The 18438-nt window shown below is 60.1% G+C and carries 15 protein-coding genes; 9 read left to right on the top strand and 6 right to left on the bottom strand.

What is annotated here, in order from left to right:
* The first annotated feature begins 76 nt into the window (after nucleotides 1-76).
* From xerD to AC1RS8_RS18020, 6 genes are all read left to right on the top strand, one after another.
* Nucleotides 77-973, top strand: a complete 897-nt coding sequence (gene xerD / locus AC1RS8_RS18045) for a site-specific tyrosine recombinase XerD (RefSeq protein ID WP_056853624.1) — start codon at nucleotides 77-79, stop codon at nucleotides 971-973.
* Nucleotides 974-1239: 266 nt separating this feature from the next.
* Entirely contained in the window at nucleotides 1240-1971 is a 732-nt protein-coding gene (gene dsbC / locus AC1RS8_RS18040; RefSeq protein ID WP_057713416.1) for a bifunctional protein-disulfide isomerase/oxidoreductase DsbC, read from the top strand.
* 133 nt (nucleotides 1972-2104) lie between these two features.
* Nucleotides 2105-3409, top strand: a complete 1305-nt coding sequence (locus tag AC1RS8_RS18035; protein ID WP_489339179.1) for a homoserine dehydrogenase — start codon at nucleotides 2105-2107, stop codon at nucleotides 3407-3409.
* Nucleotides 3410-3475: 66 nt separating this feature from the next.
* Complete coding sequence (gene thrC / locus AC1RS8_RS18030; protein ID WP_150814684.1) at nucleotides 3476-4885, top strand: threonine synthase; 1410 nt, start codon at nucleotides 3476-3478, stop codon at nucleotides 4883-4885.
* A 119-nt stretch (nucleotides 4886-5004) separates the two neighbouring features.
* Complete coding sequence (locus AC1RS8_RS18025; protein ID WP_057713419.1) at nucleotides 5005-6360, top strand: transporter substrate-binding domain-containing protein; 1356 nt, start codon at nucleotides 5005-5007, stop codon at nucleotides 6358-6360.
* A 161-nt stretch (nucleotides 6361-6521) separates the two neighbouring features.
* Nucleotides 6522-6809 carry a DUF3509 domain-containing protein gene (locus AC1RS8_RS18020; RefSeq protein WP_489339178.1) on the top strand — a complete coding sequence of 96 codons (288 nt, stop codon included), beginning with the start codon at nucleotides 6522-6524 and terminating at the stop codon, nucleotides 6807-6809.
* 169 nt (nucleotides 6810-6978) lie between these two features.
* On the opposite strand, the gene AC1RS8_RS18015 is transcribed toward AC1RS8_RS18020, so the two are convergent.
* The gene (locus AC1RS8_RS18015; protein ID WP_489339177.1) at nucleotides 6979-7947 is read right to left on the bottom strand and encodes a TIGR02285 family protein; all 969 of its coding nucleotides are present in this window, start codon (nucleotides 7945-7947) and stop codon (nucleotides 6979-6981) included.
* Nucleotides 7901-9100: a CaiB/BaiF CoA transferase family protein gene (locus AC1RS8_RS18010; RefSeq protein WP_090457552.1), complete on the bottom strand. Its 1200-nt coding sequence runs from the start codon at nucleotides 9098-9100 to the stop codon at nucleotides 7901-7903. Before AC1RS8_RS18010 ends, AC1RS8_RS18015 begins: the two co-directional genes overlap by 47 nt.
* 147 nt (nucleotides 9101-9247) lie before the next feature.
* On the opposite strand from AC1RS8_RS18010, the gene AC1RS8_RS18005 reads away from it, so the two are divergent.
* From AC1RS8_RS18005 to AC1RS8_RS17995, 3 genes are all read left to right on the top strand, one after another.
* Nucleotides 9248-9790: a YaeQ family protein gene (locus AC1RS8_RS18005; protein ID WP_007971297.1), complete on the top strand. Its 543-nt coding sequence runs from the start codon at nucleotides 9248-9250 to the stop codon at nucleotides 9788-9790.
* Between the two features lie 66 nt (nucleotides 9791-9856).
* Nucleotides 9857-11566, top strand: coding sequence for a single-stranded-DNA-specific exonuclease RecJ (gene recJ, locus AC1RS8_RS18000; protein ID WP_489339176.1), 1710 nt, complete (start codon nucleotides 9857-9859; stop codon nucleotides 11564-11566).
* Nucleotides 11567-11835: 269 nt separating this feature from the next.
* Complete coding sequence (locus AC1RS8_RS17995; protein ID WP_489339175.1) at nucleotides 11836-12942, top strand: NADH:flavin oxidoreductase/NADH oxidase; 1107 nt, start codon at nucleotides 11836-11838, stop codon at nucleotides 12940-12942.
* A gap of 66 nt (nucleotides 12943-13008) precedes the next feature.
* On the opposite strand, the gene glpD is transcribed toward AC1RS8_RS17995, so the two are convergent.
* The 4 genes from glpD to AC1RS8_RS17975 form a co-directional block, all read right to left on the bottom strand.
* A complete protein-coding gene (gene glpD, locus AC1RS8_RS17990) occupies nucleotides 13009-14547 on the bottom strand; it encodes a glycerol-3-phosphate dehydrogenase (protein ID WP_489339174.1) in 1539 nt (512 codons plus the stop codon).
* Nucleotides 14548-14867: 320 nt separating this feature from the next.
* A complete protein-coding gene (locus AC1RS8_RS17985) occupies nucleotides 14868-15623 on the bottom strand; it encodes a DeoR/GlpR family transcriptional regulator (protein ID WP_007971301.1) in 756 nt (251 codons plus the stop codon).
* Nucleotides 15624-15718: 95 nt separating this feature from the next.
* Nucleotides 15719-17224, bottom strand: a complete 1506-nt coding sequence (glpK, locus tag AC1RS8_RS17980) for a glycerol kinase GlpK (protein WP_057713425.1) — start codon at nucleotides 17222-17224, stop codon at nucleotides 15719-15721.
* A gap of 74 nt (nucleotides 17225-17298) precedes the next feature.
* Entirely contained in the window at nucleotides 17299-18150 is an 852-nt protein-coding gene (locus tag AC1RS8_RS17975; RefSeq protein WP_154909543.1) for an MIP/aquaporin family protein, read from the bottom strand.
* Nucleotides 18151-18438 lie beyond the last annotated feature (288 nt).

Below are 18438 nucleotides of genomic sequence, written 5' to 3'. Positions count from 1 at the left end.
ATGAAAGACTAGCGGCTGTTTTCATGTCCAATCTTAATTTTGCGTGCAGCCTCAAGGCTGCATGATTCGAGTACCCATGCCTGCCATTGATCACCCACTGATAGACCAATTCCTCGATGCCCTGTGGTTGGAGAAAGGTCTTTCCGACAACACCCGCGATGCCTATCGCAGTGACCTTGCGCTGTTCAACGGCTGGTTGCAGGAAAAGGGGCTGGAGCTGATCAACGCTGGCCGCGAACTGATCCTTGATCACCTGGCTTGGCGTCTGGAGCAAAACTACAAGCCTCGTTCCACTGCGCGATTTCTCTCCGGTGTGCGTGGGTTCTATCGCTATTTGCTGCGGGAAAAACTCATCGCCGTCGATCCGACCCTTCGCATCGACATGCCGCAGCTGGGTAGGCCGCTGCCGAAATCCTTGTCGGAAGCCGACGTGGAGGCGCTGTTGAAAGCGCCGGACCTGAGCGAAGCCATTGGCCAGCGTGACCGGGCCATGCTTGAAGTCCTGTACGCCTGCGGCCTGCGAGTGACGGAGCTGATCAGCCTGACGCTGGAGCAGGTCAATCTACGTCAGGGCGTGCTGCGCGTGATGGGCAAGGGTAGCAAGGAGCGTCTGGTGCCGATGGGTGAAGAGGCAATTGTCTGGGTCGAGCGCTACATGCGCGATGGCCGTGGCGAACTGCTCGGCGGGCGTCCCAGCGATGTGTTGTTCCCGAGTCAGCGTGGCGAGCAGATGACCCGTCAGACCTTCTGGCACCGGATCAAGCACCAGGCCAAGGTGGCCGGGATCGGCAAGTCGCTGTCGCCGCACACCTTGCGCCATGCCTTCGCCACGCATCTGCTCAATCACGGTGCAGACCTGCGGGTGGTGCAGATGCTGCTGGGGCACAGCGATTTGTCTACGACGCAGATCTACACCCATGTTGCCCGGGCGCGCTTGCAGGATTTGCACGCCAAGCATCATCCACGCGGGTGAATCTCCCGAGATCCGCTTTTCTGTGGGGGCGGGCTTGCCCGCGAAGAGGCCGGCACATACAACATTGATGTCGCCTGATACGACGCTTTCGCGAGCAAGCCCGCTCCCACAGGAGATTGTGTCGCCACAAATGTCTTGCATCAGGTGCATTCGGCCATGTGGGCCTTATGTGATAGGCTGGGCCGGTTTGCACGATGGGCGTTTATGACCCGGTGTTTCGGCACGGGCGTTCTGATCGTCCCATTTGTCCGTCTTCAGGAGTTCTCATGCGTCTGACCCAGATTTTCGCCGCCGCAGCCATTGCGTTGGTCAGCACCTTTGCCGTCGCCGATGACGCGGCCGACAAAGCCATTCGTAAAAGCCTGGAAAACCTCCAGCTCGAAGTGCCGGTAGAGACCATCACCGCCAGCCCGTTGCCAGGCCTGTACGAAGTCAAGCTCAAGGGCAGCCGTGTGCTGTACGCCAGCGCCGACGGCCAGTACGTGGTTCAGGGCTACCTGTTCGATCTCAAGGACGGCAAGCCGGTCAACCTGACCGAGAAGACCGAGCGCCAGGGCATCTCCAAGCTGATCAACGCCATCCCGGTTGCCGAAACCGTTGTCTACCCGGCCATTGGCGAAACCAAGTCGCACATCACCGTATTCACCGACACCACCTGCCCGTACTGCCACAAACTGCACGCCGAAGTGCCTGAACTGAACAAGCGCGGCATCGAAGTGCGTTACGTCGCGTTCCCGCGTCAGGGCCTGGGCTCGCCGGGTGACGAGCAACTGCAAGCAGTGTGGTGCTCGAAAGACAAGAAAGCGGCCATGGACAAAATGGTCGACGGCAAGGAAATCAAGGCCGCCAAGTGCGATAACCCGGTCTCCAAACAGTTCGCCCTCGGCCAGTCGATCGGCGTGAATGGCACACCGGCCATCGTTTTGGCCGACGGTCAGGTCATTCCGGGCTACCAGCCTGCGCCACAAGTCGCCAAACTGGCGCTGGGCGCGAAGTAAATTCGCATCGTCACGGCAAGCCCTGACGATCATGGTCCGGTAGCGACATTCGCCGGGCCATCAATAGAGAGCCGCGAGTCTGCGGTTGTTTTCACGGCCGGCCTCGAGTCGGCCGTTTTATGGGGAGTTCACAGTGAAACCGGTCAAAGTAGGCATCTGTGGGTTAGGAACCGTCGGTGGCGGTACCTTCAACGTACTTCAGCGCAACGCCGAGGAAATTGCTCGTCGTGCCGGGCGTGGAATCGAAGTGGCACAAATTGCCATGCGCACGCCAAAGCCTCAGTTCCAAACGACCGGTATTGCGATTACCAACGATGTCTTCGAAGTGGCCACGAACCCTGAGATCGACATCGTCATAGAGCTGATGGGCGGCTACACCGTTGCCCGCGAGCTGGTACTCAAGGCCATCGAGCATGGCAAGCATGTGGTCACCGCGAACAAGGCGCTTATCGCCGTTCACGGTAATGAAATTTTCGCCAAGGCCCGCGAGAAGGGCGTGATCGTTGCGTTCGAAGCGGCGGTGGCCGGTGGCATCCCGGTGATCAAGGCGATCCGCGAAGGCCTGTCCGCCAACCGCATCAACTGGGTAGCCGGCATCATCAACGGCACCGGCAACTTCATCCTGACGGAAATGCGCGAGAAGGGTCGCACCTTCGAAGACGTATTGGCCGAAGCCCAGGCCCTGGGTTACGCCGAAGCCGATCCGACCTTCGACGTCGAAGGTATCGACGCCGCTCACAAGCTGACGATCCTGGCATCCATCGCGTTCGGTATTCCGTTGCAGTTCGACAAGGCTTACACCGAAGGCATCACCAAGCTGACCACCGCCGACGTGAACTACGCCGAAGCGCTGGGCTACCGCATCAAGCACCTGGGCGTGGCGCGCAGCACCGCGGCCGGTATCGAACTGCGCGTGCACCCGACGCTGATCCCGGCCGATCGCCTGATCGCCAACGTCAACGGTGTGATGAACGCGGTGATGGTTAACGGCGATGCTGCCGGTTCGACCCTGTTCTACGGCGCTGGCGCCGGCATGGAACCGACCGCTTCGTCGGTGATCGCCGACCTGGTGGACGTGGTCCGCGCCATGACTTCCGACCCGGAAAACCGCGTACCGCACCTGGCGTTCCAGCCGGATTCGCTGTCGGCTCACCCGATCCTGCCGATCGAAGCCTGCGAAAGCGCCTACTACCTGCGCATCCAGGCCAAGGACCATCCGGGCGTATTGGCTCAGGTCGCGAGCATCCTTTCGGAGCGCGGCATCAACATCGAGTCGATCATGCAGAAGGAAGCCGAGGAGCACGACGGCCTGGTGCCGATGATCCTGCTGACCCACCGTGTGGTGGAACAGCGCATCAACGACGCCATCGCTGCTTTGGAAGCCTTGGCGGGTGTGGTCGGTCCGGTCGTACGGATCCGTGTCGAGCACCTGAACTAAGCCGATATCGTTGACCGGGCTCGCTTGCGGGCCCGGCACTACGAACACTGTCCATTGGAGTCAGTCATGCGTTACATCAGTACCCGCGGCCAGGCACCGGCCCTGAATTTCGAAGACGTCCTGCTGGCAGGTCTTGCCACCGACGGCGGTCTGTACGTCCCGGAAAACCTGCCACGTTTCACCCAGGAAGAAATCGCTTCCTGGGCCGGCCTGCCGTATCACGAGCTGGCCTTCCGGGTGATGCGCCCGTTCGTCACCGGCAGCATTCCGGACGCCGATTTCAAAAAGATTCTTGAAGAAACCTACGGCGTGTTTGCCCACAGCGCCGTTGCGCCGCTGCGTCAGCTGAACGGCAACGAATGGGTGCTGGAGCTGTTCCACGGCCCGACCCTGGCGTTCAAGGATTTCGCCCTGCAACTGCTCGGTCGTCTGCTCGACTACGTGCTGGAAAAGCGCGGCGAGCGCGTGGTGATCGTCGGCGCTACTTCCGGTGATACCGGCTCGGCCGCCATCGAAGGCTGCAAGCACTGCGAAAACGTCGACATCTTCATCCTGCACCCGCACAACCGTGTGTCCGAGGTGCAGCGTCGGCAGATGACCACGATTTTCGGCGAGAACATCCACAACATCGCCATCGAAGGCAACTTCGATGACTGCCAGGAAATGGTCAAGGCGAGCTTCGCCGACCAGGGCTTCCTCAAAGGCACTCGCCTGGTCGCGGTGAACTCGATCAACTGGGCGCGAATCATGGCCCAGATCGTTTACTACTTCCACGCATCCCTGCAGTTGGGCGGCCCGGCGCGTTCGGTGTCGTTCTCGGTGCCGACCGGCAACTTCGGCGACATCTTCGCCGGTTACCTGGCGCGCAACATGGGCCTGCCGATCAACCAGTTGATCGTCGCCACCAACCGCAACGACATCCTGCACCGCTTCATGAGCGGCAACCAGTACGTCAAGGATACCCTGCACGCCACGCTGTCGCCGTCGATGGACATCATGGTGTCGTCGAACTTCGAACGCCTGCTGTTCGACTTGCACGGTCGCAACGGCGCGGCCATCGCCGGGCTGATGGATTCGTTCAAGCAGGGTGGCGGTTTCAGCGTCGAGCAAGAGCGCTGGACCGAAGCCCGCAAGTTGTTCGACTCGCTGGCCGTGGATGACGCGCAAACCTGCGAAACCATTGCCGAAGTCTACGAGCAGACTGGCGAAGTGCTGGATCCACACACGGCCATCGGCGTGAAAGCTGCCCGGGAATGCCGTCGCAGCCTGGACATTCCAATGGTGATCCTGGGCACCGCCCACCCGGTCAAATTCCCGGACGCCGTGGAAAAAGCCGGTGTAGGAAAAGCGCTCGAACTGCCGGTACATCTTTCTGATTTGTTTGAGCGAGACGAACGTTGCACCGTATTGCCAAATGACCTGAAGGCCGTGCAGGCCTTTGTCAGCCAGCATGGCAACCGCGGCAAGCCGCTGTAACCGGTCAGCGCTGTTACATTTTGAAGCCCGTCTCCTGACGGGCTTTTTCATTTCTGCATGCACACTTGTCGTGTTATCGCCGCGAAGGGACAGGCGAATGGATCACCAAGGACGTGGGAATGCTGTTTACAAGTGTGTTCAAGCCAGTCGCGCGCTGGCTGTTTTTATTCGGCATGCTGGGAATCGCCGAATGGGGAGGGGCAAGCCCTGCATCGATTCAGGAGCGTGGGAAGTCTGCCGCACGGTCAATGGTCGTGCTGGATGACCAGGAGTTGCAGTGGATGGCCAAGCATCCTCGGGTCGTGGTCACGGCGCTGGAATACCCGTTGTACCTGTTCAAGGATGAACATGGCCAATGGACGGGCTTGAACAGTGACCTGCTCAAGCGCATCAGTGACATGACGGGGTTGCAGTTCGTTTACCAAGAGTCTTTTTCCACCGATCAGATGCTGGCCCATCTGGAAAGCGGCGCTGCGGATTTGAGTACGACCCTGGCGATGAATGACGAACGCAAGGCGTTTCTCGATTTCAGTCATGCGTTCGGCGGTGCAGGATGGGTCTTTCTCGGACAGGCCGGAGCACCACCGGTGCAGTCGCTGGAGGATCTGGCGAAGCGGGTACTGGTGCTGCCGACCCGGCATGCACTGGAGGCGATGATCCGTCGTAATTATCCGTCCATCGAGTTGCGTTCGGTTAAAACCTACGCCGAAGCCCGTGCCTGGGTGGAAAGCGGCGAAGCCTACGCCACCATCGAAAGCGAAATCGGCGCCCAGCTTATTCCGTCGGGCCGGCTAAAGATCGACGCCGTGGTGCCGGGAAAATGGGATGCGGATTATCTGGCGGTGCGAAAAGGCCAGCCGCAGTTGCTGAGTATCCTCAACAAGGCGCTTGAGGCGTTTCCTGAACAGGAGTTGCGCGGCCTTCGCCTGAAGTGGTTCGGCGGCGCTACCGCGCCACAGGCGCCTGGCCTCTGGCAGCGGATTGACCAGTGGGTTTGCTGGGGCGTGTTGGTGGTCAGCCTGTTCGGTCTGTTGTCCCTGCTCTGGAATCGGCGGTTGGCGGTGGTGGTCAGGCAACGGGTCGAGGCTCAAAGCAGTCTGCGCGATCAGCTCGCCTTCCAGCATGCCCTGATGGATGCCATGCCTGACCCGATGTTTGTCCGTGATCTGCAAGGGCGCTTGATCATGTGCAACAAAAGTTATGAGGACGCCTTGTCGACGCGTTTTGACCGGATGCAGGGGCGGCAGTTGATCGAGGTCGATGCCATGCCCAGACAAACCGCGGAACTGCTGCATGCCGAGTTCATGGCGCAATTGAGTACGCGCAGGACGCGCTTTTTCGAGCGTCAATTGATGTTCAAGGACGGTGTCAGGGATATCTACCAGTGGACAGTGCCGTTTTATACGGCGGATGGCCAGCTACGAGGATTGTTGGGGGGATGGGCCGACATCGCCCGGCGCACCCGACAGACGTGATGGTTGGGTTTTTTCTCTGTCATGTTCGCCGTGCATGCTCTCTTGACTGGGCTGCAGGTTCGCCTGCAGTCAGTACCCAGAACTTTCTTCTCGGGCCAGCGGTCATTTGTAGTAGGCATGCCCCAGGCACGTTGTTTTCGGACTATTGAGTGGTGATCGGGATGGAAAGTATCAGTCTGTTGCTCGGTGAGGCGCTAAGCCCGTATCAGGTTACGTTGACCCCGTCAGGCATTCGTGGCGAATGCCGGGTGACCCTGAAGAATGCTATCGGCGAGACCGTGGTCGAGCGCGAGTTCAATCAGGCCCAGTTGAATGACAAACGCCTGCTGACGGATGTGGTCGACGGTTTGCATCGCGACGTGCTGATTGCTGAAGGACGTCTTGAGCCTTGTGTGATCGCGGCATTGCGTAATGCGGCGCAGGACAAGCTGCTGGCCAGCCGCAATTGAACGGTTTTTTGCGGGAACCTTCCCGCGCCCAGGTCAGTCAGACTTTGTAACAGCAGGATCAAGCATTGTGCTCCGGTGCTTGTAGCTTGCTGCTACTGGTCTCCAAGCAGACCACGTTTGACCCCGAGTCGTCTCCCCACTTCTCGGGGTTTCTTTTGCCCGGGATTTGTCAGGGGTGCGCCAGATTGTCGAAAAACGCCTTGGTGTCTTTCAGGTAATCGTTGCGGCTTTCGGGATCCAGCCAGGCGGCGTAGGCCTCATCTAGGCGTTCACGGGGAAGGGTGCGCAACACCTGGTTGATCTCGACAATGGCCTGCCGGCCCTTTGGCGTGTCGGTGCAACCGATATAACCGGACAGGTATTTGCCCGTGCCACGGATCGGATAGAACTGCAATTCATCCTCGGCAATGCCTTGCAGCGAGGCCTGGTAGCGTATTTCCGGGCGATAACCCAACAGCAGGCGTAAGCGTCCCAGGCGCTGCATTTGCAGCAGGCTGCCCAAGGCGTCGTTACCGTAATGAGGGGCCAGCGCGTCGGCTGGCGCTTGCTTGAGCAGTCCGTCGAGGTATTCGCCGTAATTGCGCTCGGCAATAATTCCCAGTTTTTCGCTACCGCTGGCGAGCAGCGCTGCCAGGTCCACTTCGTCGTCCTTGATAAATGGCGTCAGCACTTTCTGGTCGACGCGCCGCACGGCCAAGCCATTGCTCATGGCGCGGAAGACCGGAATGGAAAAGGCGATCCACTTTTCCCGTTCCTTGCTCCAGTTCAGCGCCGCGTCGCAGACGAGGGACGGTTCGTGGAGCATTTGCAGTCCACGCGCGCGATTGACCCTCATCACGCTGTGCTGGTATTGCGGCATGCCGGCAATCAACAGTGGAAGCAATTGATCGATAACGCCCAGACCCTTTTTCGGCCCGTCGAAAATCGTCAGCGGCGGCAGGTCGCGCTTGAGCCAGATCAGGGGTTCCCCGGTTTGCGCCAGGGCTGACGGGATCGGTCCAGGGAGCAGGAACAAGATCGCCAGCATGCACAGCAGCCGCCCGCCGCGTGGCGGGCAGTGTCGAACGGGCCATGCGGGCAGGTGCCTCAGCCTAGATGGCTCCGTCTTTGCGCAACTGTGCAATCTGCGTCGCGTCATAGCCAAGTTCCTGGAGTACCTGTGCGTTGTGCTCACCCAGTTGTGGCCCGACCCATTCACATTCCCCGGGTGTCTCTGAGAGTTTCGGCACAATGCCCGGCATCTTGAAGTCTTTGCCGTCCGGCAGCTTGGCTTGCAGGAACATTTCCCGCGCCAGGTACTGGGGGTCATTGAACATGTCTTCGGCACTGAAGATCCGGCTGGCCGGCACCTCGGCCTGATTGAGCTGCGCCAGCACCCTGTCCAGCGGCAACGAGTTGACCCAGCGATCGATGACGCCATAAATCTCGTCGCGTCGGGCATCGCGGCCATCGTTGCTGGCAAGCTGGGGGTCATTGGCCAAGTCTTCCCGGCCAATGATCAGCATGAAGCGTTTGAAAATCGCGTCGCCATTGGCGCCGATCTGCACGTGCTTGCCATCGGCACTGGTGTGGATCGAGGACGGGGTGATGCCGGGCATGATATTGCCCGTGCGTTCGCGGATGAAACCGAACACGTCGAACTCCGGAACCATGCTTTCCATCATCGCGAAGATGGCTTCATACAGCGCCACGTCCACCACTTGCCCCTGGCCGCCGTTGACCTCGCGATGACGCAGGGCCATCAACGCGCCGATCACGCCCCAGAGCGCGGCAATCGAGTCGCCGATGGAAATGCCGGTGCGCACCGGTGGGCGGTCTTCGAAGCCGGTGATGTAGCGCAGGCCCCCCATCGACTCACCGACTGCGCCAAAGCCGGGCTGATCCTTCATCGGGCCGGTCTGGCCGAATCCCGACAGCCGCACCATGACCAGCTTCGGGTTCAAGGCGTGCAGGACATCCCAGCCCAGGCCGAGTTTTTCCAGGACGCCGGGACGAAAGTTTTCGATCAGTATGTCTGCCTCACCCAGCAGCTGTTTCAGGATGGCCTGACCGTCGGGGTGCTTGAGGTTGAGGGTCAGGGACTTTTTGTTGCGGGCCTGGACGAACCACCACAACGAAGTGCCTTCATACAACTTGCGCCATTTGCGCAATGGATCACCGCCGTCCGGGGATTCGATCTTGATTACGTCGGCGCCGAATTCCGCGCAAATACGCGAGGCAAACGGGCCGGCAATCAAGGTGCCCAATTCGATGACTTTCAGACCGGAAAGCGGTTTGGCGGTGAACGGCATGCTGGATCCTGTGGGGCAAAGGTTGAGCGGATAGAGCGTTTTAACATAGCCGACTGTCAGACGCTCCAGCTTGATTGTGTTCAATTCGTGGATTGCCCGTCGCATCGGTTAGACTTGCCGCCTTTCCTCGTATCAAGAAGCCCGTACATGGCCCAGCCGTCCACGACCTACAAGTTTGAACTGAACCTCACCGACCTCGACCGCAGCGTCTATGAGAGCGTGAAGCAGACCATCGCCCGTCACCCTTCGGAAACCGAAGAGCGCATGACCGTGCGCCTGCTGGCCTACGCCCTCTGGTACAACGAGCAGCTGTCTTTTGGCCGTGGTCTGTCAGAAGTGGATGAACCGGCCTTGTGGGAAAAAAGCCTGGATGACCGCGTCCTGCACTGGATCGAAGTCGGCCAGCCGGATGCCGAGCGCCTGACCTGGTGCTCGCGCCGCACTGAACGTACCAGCCTGTTGGCCTACGGCAGCCTGCGCGTGTGGGAGGGCAAAGTGGTGCCGGCGGTGAAAAACCTGAAGAACGTCAACATCGCTGCCGTGCCTCAGGAAGTCCTGGAAACCCTGGCCAAAGACATGCCCCGCGTCATCAAGTGGGACGTGATGATCAGCGAAGGGACGATCTTCGTCACCGACGACCGTGGTCAGCACGAAGTCCAGTTGCAGTGGCTGGCCGGTGAGCGCGGCTGATTTTTCGCAACTGCCCCGCGTCACCCGGTTTTATCCTACGTATTGAAGAGAAGCATCTTTCACCCCATGCGCATCGAACCTCGCCTGCTGCCCGACACCCTGCCATTCCTCGGTGATATTCCGCCGCTGTTGACCCGCCTGTACGCGGCTCGGGGCGTGCTGTCCGAGGCGGAACTGGACAAGAGCCTGGCGCGGTTGATTCCGTTCCAGCAACTCAAGGGCATCGATGCCGCCGTGGATCTGCTGGTGACTGCGCTCGAACAGCGTCAGCGCATTCTGATCGTCGGCGACTTTGATGCCGACGGCGCGACGGCGAGCACCGTGGGCACCTTGGGTTTGCGTCTGTTGGGGGCGGCACATGTCGACTACCTGGTGCCCAACCGATTCGACTACGGCTATGGCCTGACACCGGAAATCGTCGCGGTGGCGCTTGAGCGTCAGCCGCATTTGCTGATCACCGTCGACAACGGCATCTCCAGCGTCGAAGGCGTGGCAGCGGCGAAAAAGGCCGGGCTCAAGGTGCTCGTCACCGACCACCACTTGCCCGGTGACGAGCTGCCGTTGGCCGATGCCATCGTCAATCCGAACCAGCCCGGTTGCGAGTTTCCGAGCAAGGCGCTGGCCGGTGTCGGGGTGATTTTCTATGTGTTGATGGCCCTGCGTGCGCGGTTGCGCGAGCTGGGCTGGTACACAAGCAGGCCGCAGCCGAATATCGGCGAACTGCTCGATCTGGTGGCTCTTGGCAGCGTGGCCGACGTGGTGCCGCTGGATGCCAACAACCGGATTCTGGTGCATCAGGGCCTGGAGCGGATTCGCGCTGGACGTGCCCGGCCGGGGATCAAGGCGATCCTCGAAGTGGCCAAGCGCGATCATGCGCGTATCACCTCCACCGATCTGGGCTTCATTGTCGGCCCGCGCCTGAACGCAGCAGGGCGCCTGGACGACATGAGCCTGGGCATCGAATGTCTGCTGACCGAAGACGCAGGTCTGGCCCGTGAGATGGCGGCGCAACTGGACGGCATGAACCAGGATCGCAAATCCATCGAGCAGGGCATGCAGCGCGAAGCGCTGGCGCAGCTCAAGGATCTGCCGGTGGAGTCGATGCCGTTCGGCTTGTGCCTGTTCGATCCCGAGTGGCACCAGGGTGTCATCGGTATCCTCGCGTCACGGATGAAAGAGCGCTATTTCCGCCCGACCATCGCCTTTGCCGATGCCGGAGATGGCCTGCTCAAGGGCTCGGGGCGTTCGGTCCAGGGCTTTCACATCCGCGACGCCTTGAGCGTGGTGGCGGCGCAGCATCCGAATCTGATCACCAAATACGGTGGTCACGCGATGGCGGCCGGCCTGACGCTGCCGGAAGCAAATTTCCCCTTGTTCGCCGAAGCCTTTGACGCTGAAGTGCGCCGGCAGCTGCGCGAAGAAGATCTGACTGGCCGCCTGTTGTCGGACGGCACCCTGGCGGTGGAAGAGTTCCACCTGGAGCTGGCTCGTGCCTTGCGGCATGCCGGTCCTTGGGGACAGCACTTCCCGGAACCGTTGTTTCACGGGGTGTTCCAGTTGGTCGAGCAGCGCGTCGTTGGCGAGCGGCATCTTAAAGTCGTGCTCAAAAGTGAATGTGGTTCGGTGAAACTCGACGGCATTGCCTTCGGGATCGATCGCGAAATCTGGCCGAATCCGACCATCAAATGGGTGGAGCTGGCCTACAAACTCGACCTCAACGAGTTTCGCGGCAACGAGACGGTTCAATTGATGATTGCCCACATCGAACCGCGTTGACCCGACACCTGTAGGTGCGAGCTTGCTCGCGATGGTCGTGAACGATGACGATACCCCGCGGTGTCCTGTCGTCCATCGCGAGCGAGCTCGCTCCTACAGGGGGGCGACATTCCCCGATGTCGACTAGGCTCTAAGCACTGCTTGATTTTGGCCTTGTGACGTCTTGTCGAATTTTTTGCCCGCGGGGGCGGGTGTTGTACCTTTTTCCTGTCACTCGTCGACTATTCAAACAGAACCTGGAGCCTGCCCACTGATTCGAGAGGTGCCCCATGAGTCTGCTGCTTGAACCCTTTACCCTTCGCCAATTGACCCTGCCCAACCGCATCGCGGTATCGCCGATGTGCCAGTACTCCAGCGCCGATGGCCTGGCCAATGACTGGCATCTGGTCCACCTCGGCAGCCGTGCTATCGGCGGGGCCGGGCTGGTGTTTACCGAAGCCACGGCGGTCACCGCCGACGGGCGTATCACGTCCGAGGATCTCGGTCTGTGGAATGATGAACAGATCGAACCCCTGCAACGCATCACCCGCTTCATCAACGCCCAGGGCGCCGTTGCCGGCATTCAGCTGGCCCATGCCGGGCGCAAGGCCAGCACCCACCGGCCGTGGCTCGGCAAGCATGGCAGCGTCAAACCCGACGAGGGCGGCTGGGTGCCGGTCGGACCTTCGCCGATTGCGTTCGACCCGCAGCACACCCAACCCAAACAACTGGATGACGACGAGATCGCCAAGGTGATCCAGGCCTTTGTCGATGCGGCAAAGCGCTCACTGACGGCCGGTTTCAAAGTGGTCGAAGTGCACGCGGCCCATGGTTACCTGCTGCATCAATTCCTGTCGCCGTTGAGCAATCAGCGTCGCGATCAATATGGTGGTTCGTTCGAAAATCGTATTCGGCTGGTGCTGCAGGTCACCGAAGCGGTGCGTGCGGTGTGGCCTGAAGAGTTGCCGGTATTTGTCCGGGTCTCGGCTACCGACTGGGTGGAAGACGGCTGGAACCCCGATGAAACCGTGGAGCTGGCCCGCCGCCTCAAAGCCTTGGGGGTCGACCTGATCGACGTCTCGTCGGGCGGGACGGCAGTCAATGCCGAAATTCCCACAGGCCCCGGTTACCAGACCCGCTTCGCCGAGCGGGTGCGCAAGGAGTCGGGCATGGCCACCGGCACAGTCGGCATGATCACCGAGCCGGCCCAAGCCGAGCACATCCTGCGCACCTGTCAGGCGGACATCATCTTCCTGGCCCGTGAGTTGTTGCGCGATCCGTACTGGGCGCTGCACGCGGACGACGACCTGGGCGGGCACAAGGCCGTGTGGCCGGCGCAATATCAGCGGGCGACTCACCGTGAGCAGCCCATTCATGAATCGGATTTGCGCGACTGAAATCCATCGATACGAAAAAGCCCCTGAATCGTGAGATTCAGGGGCTTTCGTTTATCCGGATCGTGGTCAGGCCGCTTCGATCTTGTTGCGGTTTTGCTCGATCTTGTTCAGGTAATCCTTGAGTTTTTCCTGCTCCGCGGCTGTGGTGAACAAGCCGAGCTTGCTGCGCCGCCAGAGGATGTCGTGTGCGGTAGTGGCCCATTCTTCACTGCACAGGTAATCGACCTCGCGGGTGTAGAGACCGCCGCCGATATGCTCGCCCATATCGCTTAGGTCCTGTACGCCTTCGAGCATGCGCCAGGTACGGCTGCCGTAGGAGGTGGCCCAGCGGCGAGCAATATTGCTTGGTAGCCAGTCGAATTTGTCGCGGATACGTGAGCTCAAGGCCTGTGGGGTGGTCATGTCTTCACCGCCCGGCAGCGTGGCGCTTGCGGTCCAGCTTGGCTGGATGTGCTTGAAGTAGGGTGCCAGTTGCGCCAGCGCCGACTCGGCCAGTTTGCGATAGGTCGTGAGCTTGCCGCCGAACACCGACAGCAACGGAGCCTCTTCGCCAGTGCCGGACAGCGCCAGGGTGTAATCGCGGGTCACGGCCGACGGGTTGTCGGATTCGTCGTTGCACAACGGGCGCACACCGGAATAGCTGTGCAGGATGTCCTCGCGGCTGATTTGCTTTTTGAAATGGGCGTTGACCACGTTCAACAGGTAATCGGTTTCGCCGTCGGTAATTGCAACCTTCGCCGGATCGCCGGTGTACTCGCGGTCGGTGGTGCCGATCAGGGTGAAGTGATTCAGGTACGGAATGGTGAACACGATGCGCTGATCTTCGTTTTGCAGGATGTGCGCGTGTTCGCCTTCGTACAGTTTCGGCACGATCAGGTGGCTGCCCTGGATCAGGCGGATGCCGTAAGGCGATTCCATCTTCAGGTCATCGCGAATGAACCTGGCGACCCAGGGCCCGGCCGCATTGACCAATGCCTTGGCGCGGATCGAAAACAGGCTGCCATCGGCGCGCTCCAGGTGCAGGTGCCACAGGCCCTTGGTGCGACGTGCGCTGACGCAGCGGGTCTGGGTGTGAACGTGGGCGCCTTTTTCCCGGGCGGCCATGGCGTTCAACACCACCAGGCGGGCGTCGTCGACCCAGCAGTCGGAGTATTCGAAGCCCTTGGTGATTTCGCTTTTGAGCGCGCTGTCGGGGCCGAACTTCAGGCTTTTCGAACCTTGCAGTTGCTCGCGCTTGCCCAGGTTGTCATAGAGGAACAGACCGGCGCGAATCATCCACGCCGGGCGCAGGTGCGGGCGGTGCGGCAATACGAAACGCATTTGCTTGACGATGTGCGGCGCCTTGGCCAACAACACTTCGCGTTCAGCCAGGGCCTCACGCACCAGGCGGAACTCGTAATGTTCGAGGTAGCGCAGGCCACCGTGAATCAGCTTGCTGCTGGCCGACGATGTATGGCTGGCCAGGTCATCCTTTTCACAAAGGAACACCGAGAGACCGCGTCCGGCGGCGTCCGCTGCGATCCCCACGCCATTGATCCCGCCACCGATGACGGCGATATCGTAGACCTCGGCGAGAGGGGGCGTAGGCAAGGTGGAAGTGGGCATCGGCTCGGCCTCGGAATTCTTTGATGTTCTGTATTTGAATTCGAACATTAATGTTCATTTGCGAAAATACTAGCCCATAAAGACGCCCGCAGCCAGTCAGCTTCGATTGAAAATACTCATCGAAGGGCCGTTAAAGGAAAATTTACGAACATTGAAAGGTTGCAGGCTGCTTTTGTGGCGAGGGGGCTTGCCCCCGTTCGACGGCGAAGCCGTCGCAGGTTGGGGCTATGAATGTGCCTATCTGAACTCGGCTGAATGGTTTTAGGGCCGCTTCGCAGCCCAACGGGGGCAAGCCCCCTCGCCACAGGGGAGCGGTGTGCTTAAACGACTTCCAGCCGAACCTTGTGCTGGTTCAACAACTGCGCCAGCGCCGGGGAGGGTTGCTGATCGGTGACCAGGCAATCGACCAGGCTGATCGGCCCCAGGCGAATCATGGCGTTGCGCCCGAACTTACTGGAGTCGGCCGCGAGGATCACTTGCCGGGCATTGGCGATGATCGCCTGGGATACCCGCACTTCCTGATAGTCGAAGTCCAGCAGGCTGCCGTCTTCATCGATGCCGCTGATGCCGACCAGGGCGAAATCGACCTTGAACTGATTGATGAAGTCGACACTGGCCTGACCCACCACGCCACCATCGCGCCGCACGTTGCCGCCAGTGAGCAGGACATCGAAATCGTCCTTGGCGCTGAGCATGGAGGCGACGTGCAGGTTGTTGGTGATGATCTTCAGGTGACTGTGGTTGAGCAGTGCCCGGGCAATGGATTCGGTGGTCGTGCCGATGTTGATGAACAGCGAGGCATGGTCGGGAATCTGCGCGGCAATGGCTTCGCCGATACGCTGTTTTTCATCGCGCATCTGATCGGCGCGCATGGCGTAGGCGGTGTTTTCAACGCTGGAGTCGTAAGCCGCGCCGCCGTGGTAGCGACGCAACAAATTGGCTTCCGCGAGCTGATTGATGTCGCGGCGAATGGTCTGCGGGGTAACTACGAACAGCGTGGCCATTTCCTCGATGCTGACATAGCCGCGTTCGCGGACCAGTTCGAGGATTTGCTGCTGACGGGGAGGCAGATTCATGGGGCGTCCTTTGGGCTGCCGTGCAAAATTTGCCCATGATGCCGCAGGAATCTGCTCCCGACCAGTTACATACAGATACGAGCCTGCGTCTTGGCTTATTCAGTCTCGTCTTCAGCCGCCCAATCGCGGGTACGGCTGACCGCTTTTTTCCACCCCGCGTAGAGTTTTTCCTTCGCCGTTTCATCCAGCGTCGGCTCGAACTTGCGTTCGATCACTGCCTTGCCGCGCAACTCTTCCAGGCTGCCCCAGAAGCCACAGGCCAGACCTGCCAGGTAAGCTGCACCCAGTGCCGTGGTTTCGCGCATTTGCGGACGCTCGACCTGCGTGCCGAGGATGTCGGCCTGGAACTGCATCAGGAAATTGTTCGCCACCGCGCCGCCGTCCACGCGCAGGGCCTTGAGGCGTTCGCCGGAGTCCTGTTGCATGGCGTCGAGCACGTCGCGAGTCTGGTAGGCAATCGATTCCAGCGCTGCGCGAATGATGTGATCTACGCGCACGCCGCGGGTCAGGCCGAACAAGGCGCCACGGGCGTACGGGTCCCAGTAGGGAGCACCAAGGCCGGTGAAGGCCGGCACCAGGTACACACCGTTGCTGTCCTTGACCTTGTTGGCGAAGTATTCGGTGTCGTGGGCGTCGTTGATGATCTTCAGTTCGTCACGCAGCCATTGCACGGTGGAGCCGCCGTTGAACACCGCGCCTTCCAGCGCGTAGGCCACTTCGCCACGTGGGCCGCAGGCGATGGTGGTGAGCATGCCGTGTTGGGACTTAACGGCTTTGTCGCCGGTGTTCATCAGCAGGAAGCAGCCAGTGCCGTAGGTGTTTTTCGCCTGGCCTGGTTCGACGCACATCTGGCCGAACAGGGCGGCTTGCTGGTCGCCAGCGATGCCGCCGATGGCGATGCCGCTTTTGGTGTGACCGTAGATTTCCGAAGAAGACTTCACTTGCGGGAGCATCTCACGCGGGATATCGAGGACCTCCAGCATCTTCGCGTCCCACTCCAGGGTGTGGATGTTGAAGAGCATGGTGCGCGACGCGTTGGTGTAGTCCGTGACATGCACCTTGCCACCGGTGAATTTCCAGATCAGCCAGCTGTCGACGGTGCCGAACAACAGCTCACCGTTGCGCGCGCGTTCGCGGCTGCCTTCGACGTTGTCGAGGATCCACTTGAGCTTGGTTCCGGAGAAGTACGGGTCGGTGACCAGGCCGGTGGTGTCGCTGATGTATTGCTCGTGGCCATCGCGCTTGAGCTGCTGGCAGATCTCGGTGCTGCGTCGGCACTGCCAGACGATGGCGTTGTAGATCGGGCGGCCGGTGTTCTTGTCCCAGACCACGGTGGTTTCGCGCTGGTTGGTGATGCCGATGGCCGCCACCTGGTCGTGGTGCAGGCCGGCTTGCGCCAGGGCCTCGACCATCACGGCGCTTTGGGTAGCGAAGATTTCCATCGGATCGTGTTCGACCCAGCCGGCTTGCGGGTAATGCTGTGCGAACTCCCGTTGGGCGGTGCAGACCACGTTCGCGTCGCGGTCGAAAATGATCGCGCGGGAGCTGGTCGTACCCTGATCGAGGGCAATGATGTAGTTCTTATTCTGTGTGTCGGTCATGTCGATTGCCTTGGACGAAATAAGGGAGTGAGGTCTGGCGCGCGATCAAAGGGCAGGGGCACGCGCCAACGGTATCAAGAAGTTCTGGGTTTGCCGTCAATGACAGCTGTTGCATCCTTTGTAGCAGGTACGGCGCTGGGCAGATGGCGGGCAATCAGCCCGCGATAGGCGGCAGCACCGAGGCAGGCACCGACAATCGGTGCAAAAACAGGAATCAGGAAATACGGGATATCGCGTCCGCCAGTGAAGGAAATTTCACCCCAGCCAGCGAAGAAAGTCATCAGTTTAGGGCCGAAGTCCCGCGCAGGGTTCATGGCAAAACCGGTCAGCGGTCCCATCGAGCTACCGATCACCGCAATCAACAGGCCGATCAGCAGCGGTGCCAGCGGGCCTTTGGGCAGGCCATTGTTGTCATCGGTCAGGGACATGATCACGCCCATCAGGATGGCTGTGATGATCACCTCGACCAGAAATGCCTGGGCGGTGGTCAGCACCGGGTTCGGGAAAGTGGAGAACACGGAGGCCAATTCGAGGCTGGCTTGAGTGCCGCGAACCATATGGTGCGTTTGTTCGAATTCGAAGAATAGATTGCTGTAGAGCGTGTAAACCAACAGCGCTCCACAGAAGGCACCCGCCACTTGGGCGAGTATGTAGAAAGGCAATTTACGTTTTTCGAAGTCCGCGAAAATGCTCAGGGCAATGCTGACGGCAGGGTTCAGATGAGCCCCGGAAACCCCAGCGGTAAGGTAGATCGCCATGCTGACGCCGACACCCCAGATAATGCTGATTTCCCACAAGCCAAAACTGGCACCCGCGACCTTGAGCGCGGCAACGCAACCTGTACCAAAAAAGATCAGCAGCGCCGTACCCAGAAACTCGGCCATGCATTGGCTCGAGAGCGACGGTTGTTGTAAAGCAGTTGTCATTGAAACCTCATTTTTTTTGTTGTCTGGCGCTTTTTCCATCATGGTCGGAGCGCGGTTTTCGCCGAGGCAGGATCCCCATCCTGGTCGCGGTTTACTGCTGGGTGCAGCGGTAGGACGTTTCGTACAGTTTCATAAACGAAAAAATATAGACAAGAAACGCTGCTGTCAAAGGTCGAAAGTGAACCATTGGTCACAAAGAAACTATTCGCTGTATGAATGACCGGGTTGTTGAGGAATGGGGTGGCCAGGCAATGGCGTCATGAATGCGCCGCTGTAGAGCCTTTTAAT

This window comes from Pseudomonas sp. GW821-FHT12A04 (assembly GCF_058807755.1).
The sequence above is the reverse complement of the archived record's forward strand: the minus strand, read 5'-3'. Positions and strand labels throughout refer to the sequence as shown.

Bases quoted from the DNA above. Each gene is read 5' to 3' on its own strand.
- AC1RS8_RS18015 (WP_489339177.1), bottom strand. From the start codon at position 7,947: ATGACGCGACGCAGATTGCACAGTTGCGCAAAGACGGAGCCATCTAGG.
- recJ (WP_489339176.1), top strand. From the start codon at position 9,857: ATGCGCATCGAACCTCGCCTGCTGCCCGACACCCTGCCATTCCTCGGT.
- glpD (WP_489339174.1), bottom strand. From the start codon at position 14,547: ATGCCCACTTCCACCTTGCCTACGCCCCCTCTCGCCGAGGTCTACGAT.
- dsbC (WP_057713416.1), top strand. From the start codon at position 1,240: ATGCGTCTGACCCAGATTTTCGCCGCCGCAGCCATTGCGTTGGTCAGC.
- AC1RS8_RS18025 (WP_057713419.1), top strand. From the start codon at position 5,005: ATGCTGTTTACAAGTGTGTTCAAGCCAGTCGCGCGCTGGCTGTTTTTA.
- AC1RS8_RS18010 (WP_090457552.1), bottom strand. From the start codon at position 9,100: ATGCCGTTCACCGCCAAACCGCTTTCCGGTCTGAAAGTCATCGAATTG.
- AC1RS8_RS18020 (WP_489339178.1), top strand. From the start codon at position 6,522: ATGGAAAGTATCAGTCTGTTGCTCGGTGAGGCGCTAAGCCCGTATCAG.
- AC1RS8_RS17995 (WP_489339175.1), top strand. From the start codon at position 11,836: ATGAGTCTGCTGCTTGAACCCTTTACCCTTCGCCAATTGACCCTGCCC.
- AC1RS8_RS17975 (WP_154909543.1), bottom strand. From the start codon at position 18,150: ATGACAACTGCTTTACAACAACCGTCGCTCTCGAGCCAATGCATGGCC.
- AC1RS8_RS17985 (WP_007971301.1), bottom strand. From the start codon at position 15,623: ATGAATCTGCCTCCCCGTCAGCAGCAAATCCTCGAACTGGTCCGCGAA.
- thrC (WP_150814684.1), top strand. From the start codon at position 3,476: ATGCGTTACATCAGTACCCGCGGCCAGGCACCGGCCCTGAATTTCGAA.
- xerD (WP_056853624.1), top strand. From the start codon at position 77: ATGCCTGCCATTGATCACCCACTGATAGACCAATTCCTCGATGCCCTG.
- AC1RS8_RS18005 (WP_007971297.1), top strand. From the start codon at position 9,248: ATGGCCCAGCCGTCCACGACCTACAAGTTTGAACTGAACCTCACCGAC.
- glpK (WP_057713425.1), bottom strand. From the start codon at position 17,224: ATGACCGACACACAGAATAAGAACTACATCATTGCCCTCGATCAGGGT.